Annotated in this window: 17 protein-coding genes, 1 tRNA gene and 2 pseudogenes; 11 read left to right on the top strand and 9 right to left on the bottom strand. The window is 63.7% G+C overall.

Going from position 1 to position 18,518, the window contains the following annotated elements:
- Positions 1 to 52 precede the first annotated feature (52 nt).
- Positions 53 to 604 carry a hypoxanthine-guanine phosphoribosyltransferase gene (locus tag AWB81_RS03560; RefSeq protein ID WP_062632526.1) on the top strand — a complete coding sequence of 184 codons (552 nt, stop codon included), beginning with the start codon at positions 53 to 55 and terminating at the stop codon, positions 602 to 604.
- Positions 605 to 648: 44 nt separating this feature from the next.
- Here AWB81_RS03560 and AWB81_RS03555 read toward each other — a convergent pair whose 3' ends face one another.
- Together AWB81_RS03555 and AWB81_RS03550 are read right to left on the bottom strand one after the other, a co-directional pair.
- Complete coding sequence (locus AWB81_RS03555) at positions 649 to 1,248, bottom strand: MarC family protein (protein WP_062632525.1); 600 nt, start codon at positions 1,246 to 1,248, stop codon at positions 649 to 651.
- Position 1,249: 1 nt separating this feature from the next.
- Positions 1,250 to 2,986, bottom strand: a complete 1,737-nt coding sequence (locus AWB81_RS03550; protein ID WP_062632524.1) for a proline--tRNA ligase — start codon at positions 2,984 to 2,986, stop codon at positions 1,250 to 1,252.
- A gap of 215 nt (positions 2,987 to 3,201) precedes the next feature.
- On the opposite strand from AWB81_RS03550, the gene AWB81_RS03545 reads away from it, so the two are divergent.
- Both AWB81_RS03545 and AWB81_RS03540 read left to right on the top strand, forming a co-directional pair.
- Positions 3,202 to 3,849: an RNA pyrophosphohydrolase gene (locus AWB81_RS03545; RefSeq protein WP_062632523.1), complete on the top strand. Its 648-nt coding sequence runs from the start codon at positions 3,202 to 3,204 to the stop codon at positions 3,847 to 3,849.
- Positions 3,850 to 3,992: 143 nt separating this feature from the next.
- Entirely contained in the window at positions 3,993 to 4,550 is a 558-nt protein-coding gene (locus AWB81_RS03540) for a CNP1-like family protein (RefSeq protein WP_062632522.1), read from the top strand.
- A 58-nt stretch (positions 4,551 to 4,608) separates the two neighbouring features.
- Here the strand turns inward: AWB81_RS03540 and proB are convergent, their stop codons facing one another.
- From proB to rplU, 4 genes are all read right to left on the bottom strand, one after another.
- Positions 4,609 to 5,727 (bottom strand): glutamate 5-kinase, encoded by a 1,119-nt coding sequence (proB, locus tag AWB81_RS03535; RefSeq protein WP_062632631.1) that lies wholly within the window; start codon positions 5,725 to 5,727, stop codon positions 4,609 to 4,611.
- Positions 5,728 to 5,784: 57 nt separating this feature from the next.
- Positions 5,785 to 6,891 (bottom strand): Obg family GTPase CgtA, encoded by a 1,107-nt coding sequence (gene obgE / locus AWB81_RS03530; RefSeq protein ID WP_062632521.1) that lies wholly within the window; start codon positions 6,889 to 6,891, stop codon positions 5,785 to 5,787.
- A gap of 178 nt (positions 6,892 to 7,069) precedes the next feature.
- Complete coding sequence (rpmA, locus tag AWB81_RS03525) at positions 7,070 to 7,330, bottom strand: 50S ribosomal protein L27 (RefSeq protein WP_062632520.1); 261 nt, start codon at positions 7,328 to 7,330, stop codon at positions 7,070 to 7,072.
- 40 nt (positions 7,331 to 7,370) lie between these two features.
- On the bottom strand, positions 7,371 to 7,682 hold the full coding sequence (rplU, locus tag AWB81_RS03520) for a 50S ribosomal protein L21 (RefSeq protein WP_008342953.1): 312 nt from the start codon (positions 7,680 to 7,682) through the stop codon (positions 7,371 to 7,373).
- 276 nt (positions 7,683 to 7,958) lie between these two features.
- Here rplU and AWB81_RS03515 point away from each other — a divergent pair, with 276 nt between their 5' ends.
- The 3 genes from AWB81_RS03515 (at position 7,959) to AWB81_RS03505 (ending at position 9,573) form a co-directional block, all read left to right on the top strand.
- On the top strand, positions 7,959 to 8,951 hold the full coding sequence (locus tag AWB81_RS03515) for a polyprenyl synthetase family protein (protein ID WP_062632519.1): 993 nt from the start codon (positions 7,959 to 7,961) through the stop codon (positions 8,949 to 8,951).
- A 50-nt stretch (positions 8,952 to 9,001) separates the two neighbouring features.
- Positions 9,002 to 9,078: transfer RNA gene (locus tag AWB81_RS03510), tRNA-Pro, on the top strand.
- A gap of 231 nt (positions 9,079 to 9,309) precedes the next feature.
- The gene (locus AWB81_RS03505) at positions 9,310 to 9,573 is read left to right on the top strand and encodes a hypothetical protein (protein ID WP_062632518.1); all 264 of its coding nucleotides are present in this window, start codon (positions 9,310 to 9,312) and stop codon (positions 9,571 to 9,573) included.
- 70 nt (positions 9,574 to 9,643) lie between these two features.
- Here the strand turns inward: AWB81_RS03505 and AWB81_RS03500 are convergent, their stop codons facing one another.
- From AWB81_RS03500 to AWB81_RS03490, 3 genes are read right to left on the bottom strand one after another with little or no spacing between them, the layout of a single operon-like run.
- The gene (locus AWB81_RS03500; RefSeq protein WP_062632517.1) at positions 9,644 to 10,912 is read right to left on the bottom strand and encodes a patatin-like phospholipase family protein; all 1,269 of its coding nucleotides are present in this window, start codon (positions 10,910 to 10,912) and stop codon (positions 9,644 to 9,646) included.
- 12 nt (positions 10,913 to 10,924) lie between these two features.
- Positions 10,925 to 11,707: a 3-hydroxybutyrate dehydrogenase gene (locus AWB81_RS03495; RefSeq protein WP_062632516.1), complete on the bottom strand. Its 783-nt coding sequence runs from the start codon at positions 11,705 to 11,707 to the stop codon at positions 10,925 to 10,927.
- Positions 11,708 to 11,745: 38 nt separating this feature from the next.
- Positions 11,746 to 12,525, bottom strand: a complete 780-nt coding sequence (locus AWB81_RS03490; RefSeq protein WP_087134790.1) for an acetoacetate decarboxylase — start codon at positions 12,523 to 12,525, stop codon at positions 11,746 to 11,748.
- Between the two features lie 463 nt (positions 12,526 to 12,988).
- On the opposite strand from AWB81_RS03490, the gene AWB81_RS03485 reads away from it, so the two are divergent.
- The 5 genes and pseudogenes from AWB81_RS03485 to coaE all read left to right on the top strand — a co-directional run bounded on the left by AWB81_RS03485 (position 12,989) and on the right by coaE (position 18,353).
- Positions 12,989 to 14,281, top strand: coding sequence for an HlyC/CorC family transporter (locus AWB81_RS03485; RefSeq protein ID WP_062632515.1), 1,293 nt, complete (start codon positions 12,989 to 12,991; stop codon positions 14,279 to 14,281).
- Between the two features lie 81 nt (positions 14,282 to 14,362).
- Positions 14,363 to 15,561, top strand: a pseudogene (locus tag AWB81_RS03480) (GspE/PulE family protein).
- Positions 15,561 to 16,756, top strand: a pseudogene (locus tag AWB81_RS03475) (type II secretion system F family protein). Before AWB81_RS03480 ends, AWB81_RS03475 begins: the two co-directional pseudogenes overlap by 1 nt.
- Before the next feature lie 39 nt (positions 16,757 to 16,795).
- The gene (locus AWB81_RS03470) at positions 16,796 to 17,719 is read left to right on the top strand and encodes a prepilin peptidase (protein WP_062632514.1); all 924 of its coding nucleotides are present in this window, start codon (positions 16,796 to 16,798) and stop codon (positions 17,717 to 17,719) included.
- 28 nt (positions 17,720 to 17,747) lie between these two features.
- Complete coding sequence (gene coaE, locus AWB81_RS03465) at positions 17,748 to 18,353, top strand: dephospho-CoA kinase (protein WP_062632513.1); 606 nt, start codon at positions 17,748 to 17,750, stop codon at positions 18,351 to 18,353.
- Positions 18,354 to 18,518: the final 165 nt, after the last annotated feature.

Genomic DNA, 18,518 nt, shown 5'->3' with positions numbered 1-18,518 from the left:
GCCGCCATTTTTTCCCACACTAGGTATTCACGCCACCGCGCCGCTTTCCCTTATGAATCGCGAAGAAGCTCTCCACATTTTCAGCCACTCCGAAGAAATCGTGTCGGCGGCCGATGTCAATGCGTCGATCGAACGCATGGCGCAGGAAATCCGCACGGCGACGAGCGAGGAGTTTCCGCTCGTCCTCTCCGTGATGGGCGGCGCGGCGGTGTTCACCGGCATGCTGCTGCCGCATCTCGACTTCCCGCTCGAGTTCGATTACATCCACCTGACGCGTTATCGCAACGCGATCAAGGGCGGCAGCGAGATGCAATGGCGCGTCGCGCCGGCTGAATCGGTGAAGGATCGCGTGGTGCTCGTGCTCGACGACATCCTCGACGAAGGCGAGACGATGGCCGCGATCCGCGACCGCATCATGATGATGGGCGCGAAGCAGTTCCTGTCGGCGGTGCTGTGCGAGAAAACCATTCCGAAGGCGAAGCCGCTGCGTCCGGATTTCTGCGGATTCGAGGTGCCGGACCGCTATGTGTTCGGCTGCGGCATGGACGCGAAGGGCTACTGGCGTAACCTTCCGACCATCCGGGCGCTGACTGAGGGCGCGTGAAGCTCGAATCAGCGTGAAGAAAAAAGCGGCCGAGGCCGCTTTTTTTATAGCTGATGCACGAAGGTCCGTATACCAGTCAGGATCATCTCGACCGAGATCGCGACCAGCACGAGTCCCATTAAGCGCTCGAACGCGGTCACGGCCCGCTCGCCGAGCCAGTGCTGGATCTTCTCGGCAAGAATCAGCACGATCGCGCAGACGACCATCGTCACCGTCAGCGCGCCGATCCACTCCATCATCTTGCCCGGTGCCTGCGACGTCAGCAGCATCACCGTCGCCAGCGCCGACGGGCCCGCGATCGCCGGAATCGCGAGCGGCACAATCAGCGGCTCGCCGCCGCGCGAATCGCCGCCCATCGGCCCGTCGGGATGCGGGAAGATCATCCGGAGCGCGATCAGGAACAGCACGATCCCGCCGCCGATCCTGAGCGACAAGTCGGTGAGACTCATCGCGCGCAGGAAACGGTCGCCGACCAGCATGAAGACGAGCAGGATGCCGAAGGCGATCGCGATTTCCCGCAGGATCACAATGCGCCGCCGCTCGGCCGCCACCCCGCGCAGCGCGTTGATGAAGATCGGGATGTTGCCGAGCGGATCGGTGATCAGGATGAGCAGTACGGTCGCCGAGAGGAAGTTGTACTGCACGTTACTTCGAAAGCGCCGCTTTGACCTTCTCAATCACGACGTGCGCCGCGTCGTCGACGGGTAGCAGCGTGGCTTCGGTATCCCGGCGCGCCTGATATTCGAGCTTGCCTTCCTTCAGCCCGCGGTCGCCGATCACGAGCCGGTGCGGCACGCCGATCAGTTCCCAGTCGGCGAACATCACGCCCGGGCGCTCGCCGCGGTCGTCGAGGATCACGTCGATGCCTGCTTCCTGCAACTGCGCGTAGAGCTTGTCGGCTTGTTCGCGCACGGCCTCGCTGCGATCGTAGCCCATCGGGCACAGCACGACTTCGAACGGCGCGATCGATTCCGGCCAGATGATGCCCTTGTCGTCGAAATTCTGTTCGATCGCGGCGCCGAGTACGCGCGTCACGCCGATTCCGTAGCAGCCCATCAGCATTGAAGCGGGCTTGCCGTTCTCGTCGAGATAGGTCGCGCCCATCGCATCCGAATACTTCGTGCCGAGTTGGAACACGTGGCCGACTTCGATGCCGCGGCAGATTGCTAGCGCGCCCTGCCCGTCCGGCGACGGATCGCCCTCGACGACATTGCGAATATCGGCAACGACCGGCTCCGGCAGATCGCGGTCCCAGTTCACGCCGGTAGTGTGATAGTCGACCTCGTTCGAGCCGACGACGAAGTCGCTCATGTTCGCGACCGTGCGGTCCGCGACCACCTTCACCGGCTTTTTCGTGCCGACAGGGCCGAGGTAGCCCGGCGGCGTGCCGAACCAGTCGACGATTTCCTGCTCCGTCGCGAAGCGGTAGCCCGCGAGGCCCGGCAGCTTGTTCGCCTTGATGTCGTTGAGCGAGTGATCGCCGCGCAGCATCAAGAGCCAGATGGTCGGCTCGGCGCCTTCGTTTTCCGTGGCGAGCACGATGGACTTGATCGTGCGCTCGAGCGGAATGTTCAGGTATTCCGCGACCGCTTCGCACTTCGCCTTGCCGGGCGTCGGCGTCTTCTTCATGTCCTCGGCCGGCGCGGCGCGCTCGGCGATGAGCGGCAGCGCGTCGGCCGCTTCGACGTTCGCCGCGTAGTCCGAATTCGGGCAATACGCGATGGCGTCCTCGCCCGTGTCGGCGATCACGTGGAACTCGTGCGAGCCACTGCCCCCGATGGAGCCGTTGTCGGCCGCGACAGCGCGGAATTCCAGCCCGATGCGCGAGAAGATTCGCACGTATGCATCGAACATCTTGCGATACGACTCGGCGAGGCCCGCCTGGTCCTTATCGAACGAATACGCGTCCTTCATGATGAATTCGCGGCCGCGCATCACGCCGAAACGCGGACGGATCTCGTCGCGGAACTTCGCCTGGATCTGGTAGAAGTTCACCGGCAACTGGCGATAGCTCTTGATATCGCGCCGCGCGATGTCGGTCACGACTTCCTCGTGGGTCGGTCCCACCACGAAATCCCGCTCGTGGCGGTCCTTGAAGCGCAGCAGTTCCGGGCCGTACTGCACCCAGCGGCCGGATTCCTGCCACAGCTCGGCGGGCTGCACGGCCGGCATCAGAATTTCGAGCGCGCCCGCCCGGTTCATCTCCTCACGCACGATGGCTTCGACCTTGCGGATCGAGCGCAGTCCGATCGGCATGTAGTCATAGATACCGCCCGCGACGCGGCGGATCATGCCAGCCCGCAACATCAGTTTGTGGCTGACGATTTCGGCTTCGGCGGGGGCTTCTTTCAGGGTGCCGATGAAGAAACGTGATGCTTTCATTGAAAAATTTCCAAAAAGCGGAGCGCGCCGGAGTGCCGCTGGCGGCGTAATGGCGTGCAGAACGAGTGAAAGACGGGACGGCTGGCGGGAGGAAGAATCTGCCGCCGGCCGGAATATCCGGCGAATGGCGTACCCGGATTCGGGTTCGTGCCGGTGCGCCAGGCCCGTTATCTGTTTATAATCAAAGCAATTTTAAAGGATTCGAAGGTGGTTGTATGCTGGATCGTGAAGGCTTTCGCCCGAACGTCGGCATCATCCTCTTGAACGCGCGCAACGAAGTGTTTTGGGGTAAGCGACTGCGTGAACATTCCTGGCAGTTTCCGCAAGGGGGCATCAAGTACGGCGAGACCCCCGTGCAAGCGATGTATCGGGAGTTACACGAAGAAACCGGCTTGCTACCGGAACACGTCAAAGTCGTGGGGCGTACCCGCGACTGGCTGCGTTATGAGGTGCCGGACAAATTCATCAAGCGCGAGGTGCGCGGCCATTATCGTGGCCAGAAACAGATCTGGTTTCTGCTGCGAATGGTAGGCCGCGATTGCGACATCTGCCTGCGTGCGACTGATCATCCGGAATTCGATGCCTGGCGCTGGAACGAGTATTGGGTCCCGCTCGATGCGGTGATCGAGTTCAAGCGTGACGTTTATCAACTGGCGCTCACCGAGCTGTCGCGTTTTTTGCGGCGGACATCCGCGAGAAGCGAGCGCGGCGAGCGTGCCGCACATCATGGACCGCGCTACCCGCGCGTCATCCAGACGATGACAATCGAAGCACCCTCGGTTTCCGCGGCGGGTGCCGCGATTGAGGCAGAATGCTCGGTCGAGGAAGTGCATGTTTTCGCGCGACGTCCGTTGCACGAGTGACTCCGCCCTTCCTTGCCAACTTTTCCACTCCGCATGACTCAAAGCGGCGACACGGCGACGTGTCCCGCTTTTTTTCCGCTCAGCTCGCTTCGCTCGCTTGGTTCTGTCGGGCGCGCTGCGCGGATGTTTTCGGGAAGATCTAATTGAAAGCCATCGCCTTATTTGCGGCATCCGCGGCAGCACTTGTCGTGCTCGCCGGTTGTTCCAGTAACAAGGGCCCGTCCAACCAGGACGACGGCGTGTTCACCTATCTGCTCGACCGCAAGACCGAATGGACGGAGAACAAGGTCGAAAACCTGCCGCCGCTGCCGCAGTCGTCGAGCCTGTTGCCGTTCACGGTTTCGCAAAACACGCCGCTCACCTTCTCCGTCGACAAGAATTCGGTTTCCGTCGGCACGGATGGCGTCGTGCGCTACACGGTGGTCGTGACGAGCCCGGCGGGCGCGCGTAACGTGAACTACGAAGGGATTCGCTGCGACAACTACGAGTGGCGCCTCTACGCCAGCATCGACGACAGTCAGAGTGCCTGGGACCGCACGGTGGCGAACGACTTTCGTCGCATTGAGAACGGCGAGCTGAACGCGTATCACGCGGCGCTGTATCAGGACTACTTCTGCGCAAACAAGCTGCCGATGGGCGATGCCAAGCAGATCGTCAACGCCATCCAGTACAAGCGGTCGGCGGTGACGCAGTATCGGTGAAGCGCCGGATTCGATTGGGAAAAAGCCCGCTGATTCGTAAGATTCAGCGGGCTTTTCGCTATACGAGCACCAGATTGTCGCGATGGATCAGCTCTGGCTCCAGCATGTAGCCGAGCACCGTTTCGATCTCCGCGCTCGGCCGCCGATGAATCAGGCGCGCCTCCGAACTGCTGTAATTCGTGATGCCGCGCGCGACTTCCTGGCCGTCCGGATTCACGCAGGCGATCACTTCGCCACGCGCGAACGCGCCCTTCACGTCGATCACGCCGATTGGCAGCAGGCTCTTGCCGCCGGCAGTCAGCTTTTCGACAGCGCCGTTGTCAATCACGACGTGGCCGCGCACCTGCAGGTGATCGGCCATCCACTGCTTGCGAGCCGCGATGCGAGCAGTGCGCGCGACGAGTTGCGTGCCGATCATCTCGCCCGACGCGAGCCGCGTGAGGACGTCAGACTCCCGTCCGCTCGCGATCACCGTGTTCGCTCCGCTATGCGCGGCGCGTTTCGCGGCGAGGATTTTGGTCAGCATGCCGCCTCGGCCCAGACTCGAGCCCGCGCCGCCCGCCATCGCTTCGAGTTCGGGCGTGCCAGCGTCGGCCTGTTCGACGAGCGTGGCGTTCGGATCCTTGCGCGGATCGGCGGTGAAGAGGCCACGCTGGTCGGTGAGGATGATGAGCGCGTCGCCTTCGATCAGGTTCGCCACCAGCGCGCCGAGCGTGTCGTTGTCGCCGAACTTGATCTCGTCGGTGATGACGGTGTCGTTTTCGTTGATGATCGGCACCGCGCCGAGACGCAGCAACGTGAGAAGCGTCGAGCGCGCGTTCAGATAGCGCTCGCGGTCGGCGAGGTCGGCGTGCGTGAGGAGAATCTGCGCGGTGCGGATGCCGTGCGCGCCAAAACTGCTCTCGTAGACCTGCGCGAGCCCCATCTGGCCGACCGCCGCGGCGGCCTGCAGTTCGTCGATTTCACGCGGGCGCTTGGTCCAGCCGAGCCGGTGAATCCCTTCCGCGATCGCGCCCGAACTGACCAGCACGACTTCCTTGCCCTGCTCGCGCAGAGCCGCGATCTGCGATGCCCAGCGGGCGATCGCCGCGTGGTCGAGTCCGCGGCCGTCGTTGGTGACGAGGCTCGACCCGACTTTCACTACCAGACGCTTCGAAGCAGCGATGACGGAACGCATCGTGCGCATTCTCCTGGGATTGGGAATAGCCCGCGCTTAGCGCGCTCGGGCCGCTGTTTATTCCTGCTGCGCGGGCTTAGGTGCTGCTGCGGCCTCGTCGCGGAACCGTACGTCGGCGGCGAGGTCTTCCGCCTCCGCCGCGCGCGACGCGTCCGAGTTCTGCGAGATGTAATCGAAGATCGCGTACGTCAGCGCTTCGCAACCCTGGCCGGTCAGCGCGGAAATCTCAAAGACGGGACCGCTCCACTCGTAGCGCTCGAGGAAATCCGCGACGCGCGCTTCGCGCCCGTCTTCCGGCACCATGTCGAGCTTGTTCAGCACCAGCCAGCGCGGTTTCTGATACAGCGCCTCGTCGTACTTGCGCAATTCGTTCACGATCGCCCTTGCCTCCGCGACCGGGTCGACGCTCTCGTCGAACGGCGCCAGATCGACCAGGTGCAGCAGCACGCCGGTACGCTGCAAATGACGCAGGAAGCGATGCCCGAGGCCCGCGCCTTCTGCCGCGCCTTCGATCAGGCCCGGAATGTCAGCGATCACGAAACTCTTGCTCGGCCCGACGCGCACCACGCCGAGATTGGGCGCGAGCGTCGTGAACGGATAGTCGGCGATCTTTGGCCGCGCGTTCGACACCGACGAAATGAACGTGGATTTCCCCGCGTTCGGCATGCCGAGCAGCCCGACATCGGCGAGTACCTTCAGTTCGAGCCTGAGCATGCGCCGTTCGCCCGGCTTGCCTTCCGTCTTCTGGCGGGGCGCGCGATTCGTGCTCGACTTGAAGTGCAGGTTGCCGAGGCCGCCCGCACCGCCGTTCGCGATCAGCACTTCCTGGTTGTGCTCGGTCAGGTCGGCGATCAGTTCGCCTGTGTCCATGTCGGCAATGACGGTGCCGACCGGCATGCGCAGCGTGATGTCGTCGCCGCCCTTGCCGTAGCAGTCCGCGCCGCGGCCATTTTCGCCGTTGCGCGCCTGATGTTTCTTCGCGTACCGGTAGTCGATCAGCGTGTTGATGTTGCGATCAGCGACCGCATAGACGCTGCCGCCCCGGCCGCCGTCGCCGCCGTCCGGTCCGCCGAACGGAACGAACTTTTCGCGGCGCATCGACGCGCTGCCATCCCCTCCGTCGCCGGCGATGACTTCAATTCTCGCTTCGTCAATGAACTTCATGCGTTGCTCCGTCCCGTGTTTCTGCCATTTTGCCGCGACCGGCGGGTGCCGGCCATCGTGCAAAAGATATAAGCCAAAGTGTCTTTCGAAATGGGCGCATCAATCCGGACGCCCAATGAAAAAGGCCCCGCGAACTTCGCGGGGCCTTTTTCGGTCCTGAAGCCCGTGCCTGTAAACCTTAGGCTGCCGGGACGACGTTGACCAGATGCTTCTTCGCTGCGCCCTTCGTCGTGAACTGGACGTGGCCGTCGGTCAGCGCGAACAAGGTGTGGTCCTTGCCGATGCCGACGTTCTCGCCCGGGTGCATGCGCGTGCCGCGCTGGCGAACGATGATGCCGCCCGCGTTGATTGCCTGGCCGCCATAAACCTTCACGCCGAGGCGCTTCGATTCGGAATCGCGGCCGTTGCGGGAAGACCCGCCTGCTTTTTTGTGTGCCATGTGATTACTCCTTGACCGTTAGCTGGATCGACGACGCGCTTTAAGCGTTGATCGCGTCGATGCGCAGTTCGGTATAGTTCTGGCGATGGCCAGCGTGCTTTTGGTAGTGCTTCCGGCGACGCATCTTGAAGATCGTGACCTTCTTGTGACGACCCTGAGACACGACGGTAGCCTTGACGGAAGCCCCACTGACCAGCGGCGTACCGAACTGAATCGATTCACCTTCGCCTACTGCGAGAACCTGGTCGAGCGTGATTTCAGCGTCAATGTCTGCCGGTATCTGTTCTACTTTCAATTTTTCGCCGACGGCAACCTTATACTGCTTGCCACCGGTTTTTATGACCGCGTACATTGAGAACCTCACTCTGAATTCGTTTTTCCGCACACCGTGCGCGAAAACGCGTGATTATACATAGAGTTAGGATCGCCGTCAAAGTCCGTTCACTTTGCCGGACCAACACCGCCCCGACGTTCTCCGTGCCAGGGATCGGCCATTCAGCCGTAATGAGCGGTGGAAATCGGCGGAATCCGGCACAATCGGGGCGCCCGCGGCGGCGCATCGGGCGCCGAACCGCCGTCGCCGGGCAGATTCGCCTTATAATTCGCGGCACTATCCTAATTGCCGATCATGTCGTCCACCGCCACTTCTTCCCCCAACGCCGCCACTCTGCTCGCCCCGATCGCCGAGGACATGCAGCAGGTCAATCGCGTCATCCGGCAGCGCCTGGCATCCGAAGTGATGCTGATCAACCAGATCTCCGAGTACATCATCGGGGCCGGCGGCAAGCGGCTGCGACCGGCGCTGCTGCTGCTCGTCGCGGGCGCGCTCGGCGATACGACCGGTCATCGGCACGAACTGGCGGCCGTCGTCGAGTTCATTCACACGGCGACGCTGCTGCATGACGACGTCGTCGACGAATCCGATCTCCGGCGCGGTCGCAAGACGGCCAACGCGCTGTTCGGCAACGCGGCGAGCGTGCTGGTCGGCGATTTCCTGTACTCGCGCTCGTTCGAGATGATGGTCGGCGTCGGCAAGATGCGCGTGATGGAGATTCTGTCGGTCGCGACCAACGTGATTTCCGAAGGCGAGGTGCTACAGCTCCTGAACATGCACGACCCGGACGTTGATCAGGCGCGCTACATGCAGGTCATCCGCTACAAGACGGCGAAGCTTTTCGAGGCCGCCGCGCAACTGGGCGCGGTGCTGTCAGGCGCGGATGCCAAGACGGAAGCGGCCGCCGCGGAGTTCGGGCGACGCATCGGCACGGCGTTCCAGATCATGGACGACTGGCTGGACTACACCGGCACGGCGGAATCGATGGGAAAGAACGCCGGCGACGACCTGCGCGAAGGCAAGCCGACACTACCGCTCATCTATCTGATGGAACACGGCACGGAAGAACAGGCGGCGCTCGCGCGCGAAGCGATCGAACAGGGCGGTACGGATCGCTTCGACACGATCTTCGAGGCAATCACCCGTTCCGGCGCGCTCGATCACACGCTCGAATGCGCGCGCGGCGAGGCACAGGCGGCGGCGAACGCGATTTCTTCGTTTCCCGATTCCATTTACAAAGAAAGCCTGCTAGAATTATGTTCTTACTCGACGGCGAGACAGTCTTGAAAGAGACTGAATGGCTGTAAGAGTCCAGCAGTATCCAAGTCGTATCAATTCGGGGTGTAGCTTAGCCTGGTAGAGCGCTACGTTCGGGACGTAGAGGCCGGAGGTTCGAATCCTCTCACCCCGACCAGAATTTTCCTTGATGAGTTGAGACCAACCGTCAAGGCCGAAACCGCCCAGCTTGCTGGGCGGTTTTTTGTTTTGGGCGATCACACGCGCTCGACGCAGACCGGAAAGGTCGGCTCCCGGAATGGTCTTTCATCGAATCGCGCGCTCGTAAGAATTTGCGCAAGCAGGACATCATCACCCTGCTCGACTGGACCGAAACCCACGACTACGCCGCACAACGAGCGTCGACACGGTGTCAGTCGCTGGCACGCTCAAGGTGATGTCCGCGGACGGCAACGGCTCATTGCTCGTATCGACGCCCGCGCCCATCCTCGCGCTGGACGGCAGATCGCTGACGAGCGGCAGTGTCAGGCTCGCGAACGCGACCGACACCGTCACCGCGACGTTCGCCGGCAACGCCAGCGTGACCCTCGCCATGGACGGCGGCAACACGGGCACGACAACCGCCACGGCACCGACGAGCATCGACGAAATGACTGCGCTCGTCGGTTCCTGAGTCCCGAGAGCGTATGCAAAAGCGCGCTACAGCCGAACAGCCCGGCAGTAGCGCGCCTCGCGTCAATCACTCACTCCGTGCCGACCTCGTCGGCCGCTTCCGCCTCGCGCGGCTCTTCCCGACCCGCTCCGGCCACCGCCGCCGGCGCCACTTCGTATCGATGCACGTCATGCGTGACGAACCCCAGGTCGTGGCTCGGAATCTCGAACCACTCCGGATGACCGAACGAACGCCGGATATCTTCGAGCCCGCTCGCCCAATGCTCGCCCATCGTGTCGTTGCTGAACTCGTAGTCCTTGTAGTGGCCTTCGAAGAACTTGTTCTTGTAGATGAGATGCACGACATTCACCGCGCCGCCGTCGGCGACCTCCTGCGCCTGCTTCATCAGCGGATGGGTGCGCCGCACCTTCTCCGGCACATGCTCCAGCAATTCCTTGATCATGCGTGCGTGCTTCTGGTTCTGCGAAACGAAGTCCGTGATCGCGCGCGTGCGGCTCGAATACTGAATGTCCTTGGTGCGCTCTGAGATATCGAGGAAATCGCCCGGCAGTGTGCCCTTCGAACTCCACAGATCGACCTGGAATACGAGCGCGTCCTTGTGCTGCGCTTCGCCGATGATCTCGGTCAGCGGCGTATTCGAGACGAGGCCGCCGTCCCAGTAATACTCGCCGTCGATCTCGACTGCCGGGAAGCCCGGCGGCAACGCGCCCGAAGCCATGAAGTGCTCGGGTTCGAGGCGCGTCTTCGTGTTGTCGAAATAGACGAGATTGCCGGTTCGCACATTCACCGCGCCGACCGACACGCGAACGTTGCCATCGTTGATGCGATCGAAGTTCGCGTACTTCAGGAGCGTCGCGCGCAGAGCCGCCGTGTCGTAGAAGCTGACTTCGTTCGGCAGTTTCCGCGCTGAGTTCGCGATCGGCACCGGGACGGCCACGCGCGGCGCGAAGAACCCCGTTTGCCCTTCGGTCAGCGTGCGCGTCGCGGACCACATGCTCGACCACTTGCGGCCGATGTTCGGAAACCCGAAAACCGTAGGAATCAGCGCGCCGAAGTGCCCGAGCAGATCCGCCGGCTGGCAGATCGTGTTCCAGAAACCGCGCAACGCCTCGACGCGATGCTCCGGCGCGTTGCCCGCGATGATCGCGGTGTTCAGCGCGCCGATCGAGATGCCGGAGATCCAGCTCGGCTCGATGCCCGCCTCCGCGAGCCCTTCGTAGACGCCGGCCTGATAGGAGCCCAACGCGCCGCCGCCCTGCAGGACGAGGCCGATTTCATCGTAGGCGGGCAACGCGAGGCGTCCCGGCTGCTTCAGTTTGTTGCGTGGACTTCGGCGCATGTCGTCGGCTCCTTACTGCATGAACCAGCCGTGACTGACGACCACCGACTGCCCCGTCAGCGCCGCCGATCCGAAGCCTGCCAGGAACGCCACCGTGTTCGCTACGTCCTCGACCGTGGTGAATTCGCCGTCGACGGTTTCCTTCAGCATCACGTCCTTGATGACCTGCGCCTCGGTGATGCCGAGCGCCTTCGCCTGCTCGGGAATCTGCTTGTCGACGAGCGGCGTGCGCACGAAGCCCGGGCACACGACATTCGCCCGCACGCCGCGCGAGCCGCCTTCCTTCGCGACCACGCGCGCGAGTCCGAGCAACCCGTGCTTCGCCGTGACATACGCCGACTTCAACTTCGACGCCTCGTGTGAATGCACCGATCCCATATAGATGATCGAGCCGCCCTTGCCCGCCGCGTACATGTGCTTGATGGCGGCCTTCGTGGTCAGGAACGCGCCGTCGAGGTGGATCGCGAGCATCTTCTTCCAGTCGGCGAATGCGTACTCCTCGATCGGGTTGACGATCTGAATGCCCGCGTTCGACACCAGCACGTCGATCGAGCCGAGCTTCGCCACGGCCTCTTCGATACCCGCGTTGACTTCGTCTTCGCTCGTCACGTCCATCGATACCGCAATCGCCTTGCCGCCGCCCGCGACGATATCGTCTGCGACCTTCTGCGCGTTCGCGAGATTCAGGTCGGCGATCACGATGGCCGCGCCATCCGCGGCGAGCCTGCGCGCGCATTGTTCACCGATACCGCTTGCTGCGCCCGTCACGAGCGCGACTTTTCCTTGCAACGACATGAGCGTGTTTCCTTCTGAGTTTGCGGGTGACTGCGGAGTTATTGATTGACGGCGAGCTTCAGCGCATCGGCGGGAGCGAGATAGTCGTAAGCGACTTCGCCAATGTCCAGCGTGAGATTCGCGATGACATGCCGCGCGCCGACGATTCTCTTCACCGGCAAGTCCGCGACCGGCGCGAGCGCGTGCGCGTGAAGTTCGAGCGCGGCCGGGCCTTCCCATGCGCCGAGCACGGTGACGTCGCGCAGGAAGAAGCGCACGAGTTCGCAGACGCGCGCCGAACCGTCGACATGTGGAATCACCTTCAGCAGGTAGTTCGGCGTATCGGCGAGCTTGCGCCGCTCGGCGTCGATATCGAGCGGGCGATACTTGAAGCCCATCGTGCCGGTGGCGATGCGTTGCGTGCCGTAATCGAGCGTGCCGAGCAGCGTGTCCTTGCCGTCGACTGAAAGACGCGGCGACGCGAGTTTCTTCGGGAAGCCCCAGATCTCGCGGCCGCCCGCGATCGGGCCTTCGTCGTCGAGATACATCGCGTGGGTATAGCTCGCCTTGCGGCCTTCTTCGTCGATGACGGAGATGACCTGTCCGCTTTCAGTGTAGTCGCCGAAGCCCGACGAATCCGGCATGCGGATGAACTCGTAATGCACGAGCCCGTTGTCGACGGTCAGCGGTTCCGGCACGACTGCGCGCAGGGCGTCGAGGTCTGTTTCGTACGAGATGATGAAGTATTCGCGATTGAGAAAGCGAAACGGCGGACGAGGATACGCGGGACGATGCACGGGCATCGCATAGGCATTCTTGCGGATTTCATCTTCAGTCACTGCGGCGATTCCTGTGGATGACGAAGGCACGATGGTAGCGGCATTCGTCGGCCGGGGCGGATTACACCGACCTGACGACCGAGGCTCGAACGCCCCTCCTCATCCCGACGAAACGCCCGCCCCGTCTGGCTTTGCCGCTCATCGACGGACGCAATCCGCGCATCGTCGCCGGTTTCGCAAAATATTGTTGCACCAGTGAGTCCTATGCCGACGCGAAGCGTATTTGAGACTCGAACCGCGCCATATACAGAGATATCCTGAACAAATTCGATCCGGCGCGAAGCGACCGTCGCGGCCGCATTTCATCGAACGACCGTGCGTCGCGCGCCTCGCCCGACGCCACGCCCCGACGATGTGAAAAATCCCTGCGAGGCCCGTCCATCGGCGAATCCGCCGGTCACGCGAGCTTTCGCAACCGGTCTGTTATAGTCCATTCCATCCCTCCCCCTCTTTCATCGGTCGCGTGGACAACCTCCCCTTATGGGCGCAAATTTGCGCCATCTTTCTGCTTCTTTTCCTGTCCGGCTTCTTCTCGATCTCTGAAACGTCGATGATGGCGCTCAATCGCCATCGTCTGAAGTACCTCGCGAGCCAGGGGTCGCTGCGCGCGCGCACGACGCAGGGTCTGCTCGCGAAAACCGATCAGTTGCTGAGCGTGATCCTGATCGGCAACAACCTGATCAATACGATCATTCCGGTCCTCGTCACGTCGATCGCGCTGCGCACGTTCGGCCACGACAACTTCGTGCTGTCGATCGCGACGGGCATCGTCGCTTTCCTCATCATCGTGTTTGCGGAGATCGCGCCGAAGATTGTGGGCGCGACCTATCCGGAGCAAGTCGCGCTGCCCGCGAGCCTGATTCTTGCACCGCTGATGCGCATAGCGCGGCCGGTCGTGTGGTTCGTCAACCTGTTCGCGAATGCGCTCCTCGCCGCGCTGCATATCAATACGAAGGGCGGCCGCGATCAGCGCATGTCGCCCGAGGAACTGCGCACCGTCGTGCTGGAGTCGGGCAGCTTCATGCCGACCAAGCACCGCAGCATCCTGCTGAATCTGTTCGATCTGGAGAACATCACCGTCGACGACGTGATGATCCCGCGCCGGCGCATCGAAGCGCTCGATTTCGATGCGCCATTCGAGCAGATCCTGCATCAGCTCGAAACCTGCTATCACAACAAGCTCGTCGTCTATCAGGGTGACATCGACCGCGTGCTCGGCATCCTGCACGTGAGGAAGACGCTATCGGCGCTGCACAACCAGGAACTGGAGCGCGAGACGCTGCGCGAACTGCTCACCGAGCCGTATTTCGTGCCGGCCGGCACGCCGGTATTCCAGCAGCTGCAGTATTTCCAGGAGAGCCGCCACCGGATCGCGATCGTCGTCGACGAATACGGCGAACTACAGGGGCTCGTCACGCCGGAAGATATCATCGAGGAACTGATCGGCGAATTCACGACGACGATTCCGCGCGGCACCGGCTCGCGCGGCGGCTGGGACGAACGCGGCGAATGCATCGTGGCGGGCAGCATGCCGCTGCGCGAACTGAACCGCTGGCTGCACCTGAAGCTGCCGACAGACGGCCCGAAGACGCTCAACGGACTGATCCTCGAGACGCTGGAGGACATTCCGGACGGCGACGTGTCGGTGGAGATCGCGGGCGTGCATTTCGAAGTGATGCGCAGCGACGATCAGGCGATCCGCACAGTGAAAATCTTCCGCCCCGCTGCGGCGACGACAAACCGGCTGCAACGTTAGCCATCCGGCCGAGTGTGAAGCCGTGCGCGGCGGCGCGATGATGGGTCATCACGTACCCGGACGGCCCACGCCGATCAACGCATGCCAACCCATTCCCGCGATACTTTCGCGCGCCTCGCGCCGCGCCCGCCCGACCCGCTTCCCGCAGACGACGCCCCGGCCGTCGCGCTCCTGACCGAGACGCTGCGCACCGCAGCGGCGCGCGGCGCTTCCGATATCCATGTCGAGCCTTCGGAACATGAATGGCGCATCCGGTTGCGGATCGATGGCGCGCTGCACGTCCTGCAAAAGCCGCCGCTGCATCTGCGCGATGCGGTGGTCACGCGCATCAAGGTGCTCTCGCGGATGGACATCGCGGAGCGGCGCGTGCCGCAGGACGGCCGGCTGAGACTGCCGCTCGCGAACGGCCAGATCGAGGACTATCGCGTGAACTCTTTGCCGACCCTCTTCGGCGAAAAACTCGTGCTGCGACGGCTCGAAGCGCTGCCCGCTGACCTCTCGCTCGGCACGCTCGGACTCGACGCGCGACAGAGCGAAGCCGTCGAATCCGCGATTCACGCGCCGCACGGGCTCATCCTCGTCACCGGGCCGACCGGCAGCGGCAAGACGCTTTCGCTCTACTGCTTCCTCAGATGCTCAATGCCGAGGCGCGCAACGTCTGTTCGGTCGAGGACCCGGCCGAAATCCAGCTGAACGGCATTAATCAGGTCAGCGTGCGCGACAAGGCAGGGCTCACGTTCGCCGTCGCGTTGCGCGCGTTCATGCGCCAGGACCCGGACGTGATCATGGTCGGCGAAATCCGCGACGCCGAGACCGCCGATGTCGCCGTGAAGGCCGCACAGACCGGCCATCTCGTGCTTTCTACGCTTCACACGAACGATGCGCCCGCCGCCATCGCGCGGCTGATCGACATCGGCGTGGCGCCGTACAACCTCGCGTCGGCGCTGCGGCTCGTCACGGCGCAGCGGCTCGTGAGAAAGCTCTGCGAGGCGTGTCGCGTGCCTTCCGAACTTCCGCTCGACGACGGCATCCGACCGTTCGAGCCGCGCAGCTGCGCGAAGTGCCACGGGATCGGCTACCGGGGACGTGTGGGCGTGCATCAGTTGATGCCTGTCACCGACGCGCTGCGCGAACTGATCGTCGCGCGCGCCGCCACGCATGCGGTGACGCGTCAGGCGCAGTCCGAAGGCATGCCGGCGCTGCGCGACGCGGCCTTCCAACGCGTGCGCGAAGGCATGAGGAGCGTCGCGGAGGCGCTCGAAGCCACGGAGATCGCGTGATGGCCGCCGATCTTCGTTTTGCATGGCGCGGCGTCGATACAAACGGCGCGACGAAGCGCGGCAGGACGATCGCGGCCGATGCGGCATCGGCGCGCGCCGCGCTCAGGCGCGAAGGCTGGACGGTGCTGGAACTCGACGCGCTCGGCGAGGCGCCGCCGCCGAAGACGAGCGGCGCCGACGTGACGCTCTTCACGCGCCAGCTTGCCGGCTTGCTGCGCGCCTGACTGCCGCTCGCGCCTTCGCTCGAACTGATTGCGCAAACGCCGATGCGCGGCGGTTTGCCGCGGATCGTGCGAAGCGTCGCGCGCGACATCACGCAGGGTGTGCCGTTCTCCGCTGCGCTCGCGCGCCATCCGGCGTGCTTCGGGCCGCTCTATTGCCAGCTCGTGTCGGTGGGCGAACTGGCGGGTGCATTGCCGACGGTGCTTGCGCGCCTCGCCGACGACCGCGAGCGCGCCGCCGCGCTGCGCGCGAAGCTCAAGGGCGCGCTGACCTATCCGGTGATGGTGCTGCTGCTGTCGCTGTTGATCACGGCCGGCTTGCTGGTCGGCGTCGTGCCTACCTTCAAGACGATCTTCGACGGCTTCGGGGCCGCGCTGCCCGCGCCGACGCGCTTCGTGCTGGCGTTGTCGGATGGTGTGGCGCGCTGGAGCGTGCCGTTCGCGATTGCGTGCGTCGTTGCGGGCGCGGCGTGTGCGCGCGCGCTGAAGCGTTCACCGCCGACACGCGATGCCGTCGATCGCGCGCTGCTCAGGCTGCCGATCGTCGGCGCATTGCTGCGCTCGCTCGCGGTCGCGCGCTGGAGCCGCGCGCTCGGCACGTTGCTCGCGGCGGGCACACCGCTCTCCGACGCATTCGATTCGCTCGCGAATGCCACCGGCAACCGTATCTTTGACCGCGCGACGGTCGACATCGCGGCGCGCCTGCATCGCGGCGAACGGCTCGCGCGGCCATGCGCGCCCTCGGCTGCTTCCCGCCCGAAGTCGTCCAGCCGATCGCGGTCGCCGAGGAATCGGGCTCGCTCGACTCGATGCTGATGGACCTCGCCACCCTGGGCGACCGGCAGGTCGACGACCGGATCGGCACCTTCGCGAGCTTGTGCGAGCCGGTCGTGATCGTCGTGCTCGGCGCTCTCGTGGGCGGACTCGTCATCGCGATGTATCTTCCCATCATTCAACTCGGTAACGTGGTGTAGTGGTGTAGCATCGCTGCCGAATTCATTCCCTCACCGTCCATGCTGCCTTCGTTCGAACCCTACGTCGCGGATCATGCCGGCGTCTACCTTCAAGCCTTCGCCGCGCTGCCAGCCGCGGCGAAGTACGGTTTCGCCGTGGTGTTCGGTCTCGTGATCGGCAGCTTCCTGACGGTCGTCGTGCACCGGCTGCCGATCATGCTGGAGCGCGCGTGGCGAGCCGAAATCGAAGCCACGGATGCGAAGGACGCTCACAGCGAACACGATCCGCACGAGCGGCCATTGCCCGTCCGCTATAACCTGGCCGTGCCGCGCAGCGGGTGCCCGCACTGCGGCCATACACTGCGCGCATGGGAAAACATTCCAGTCGTCAGCTTTGTGCTGCTGCGCGGACGATGCGCGAAATGCGGTGCGCCCGTCAGCCCGCGCTATCCGCTGATCGAACTCGCCACCGCGCTTTTTGCTGCGGCCTCGCTCTATGCGTTCGGCCCGGACTGGCTCGCGCTCGCCGCCTTCGGCTTGTGCGCGACGCTGCTCGCAATGAGTCTCATCGACTTCGACACGAAATACCTGCCCGACTCGCTCACGCTGCCGCTTCTGTGGGCCGGCCTGATCATCAATCTCGGCGACGGCGGCTTCGCCCCGTTGCGCGATGCAGTTATCGGCGCGATCGCGGGTTATCTCTTCCTGTGGTGCGTCTACTGGATCTTCCGGCTGGTGCGCGGCGTCGAAGGCATGGGCTACGGCGACTTCAAGCTGCTCGCCGCGCTCGGCGCATGGCTCGGCTGGATGGCGCTGCCGCAGATCCTGATGGTCTCGGCGATTGCGGGGGCGCTCGTCGGACTGATCGCAACGTGGCGCAAGCGCATGCGCTTCGAAGAACCGCTTCCGTTCGGGCCGTTCCTCGCGATCGGCGGTGCACTTACACTCTTCTTCGGCACGCCGCTTTACGCGCTGTTCGGGTGACTACAAGGATGACTACGAGGAGCCAGGGATGTTCAGCATCGGCTTGACGGGCGGTATCGGCAGCGGCAAGACGACCGTCGCCGATCTCTTCGCGACGCACGGCGTGCCCGTGATCGACACCGATCTCATCGCGCACGGCATCACGGCGCCGGGCGGCGTGGCGATGCCGCTGATCGAAAGTGAGTTCGGACGCGAGTTCGTCGCAGAGAACGGGTCGCTCGATCGCGCGAAGATGCGCGCGCGCGTCTTCGCCGACGACGCCGCCAAGGCCAGACTCGAAGCCATCACGCATCCGCTGATCCGCGCGGAAACCGAACGACAGCGCAGCATGGCGCGCGGCGCGTATCACATCGTGGTCGTGCCGCTGCTCGTGGAATCGGGGAACTGGTCGTCGCGCGCCAACCGGATTCTGGTCGTCGACTGTCCGGTCGAGACGCAGATCGAACGCGTGATGCAGCGCAATGGCTTCTCGCGCGAACAGGTGCTTGCCATCATCGCGCGCCAGGCGACTCGCGAAGCACGTCTCGCCGCAGCCGATGACATCGTCGTCAACGATGCGAACGCGACGCTCGACACGCTCAAGCGCGATGTCGATGCGTTGCACGCGCGCTATCTGTCGCTTGCGAATGGTTGAACCGCGACGTGAGCGAGTCCAAAGTTCACACTTAACAATTGGAAACTGTCGCGATCGGCGGCGAAAATGCGCTGCGACAAGCTCATTGGGCGTCCATTTGCTAGGGTGGGGTTGCGGCATTAGAATGTCCTGACTTTCCGTCCCACGAAGCACCGACCCACGCCG

Origin of the sequence: Caballeronia arationis (genome assembly GCF_001544975.2) — a bacterium.
In the GTDB taxonomy this organism is placed as follows: Bacteria; Pseudomonadota; Gammaproteobacteria; order Burkholderiales; family Burkholderiaceae; genus Caballeronia; species Caballeronia arationis.
This window is presented reverse-complemented; position numbering and strand designations above follow the sequence as displayed.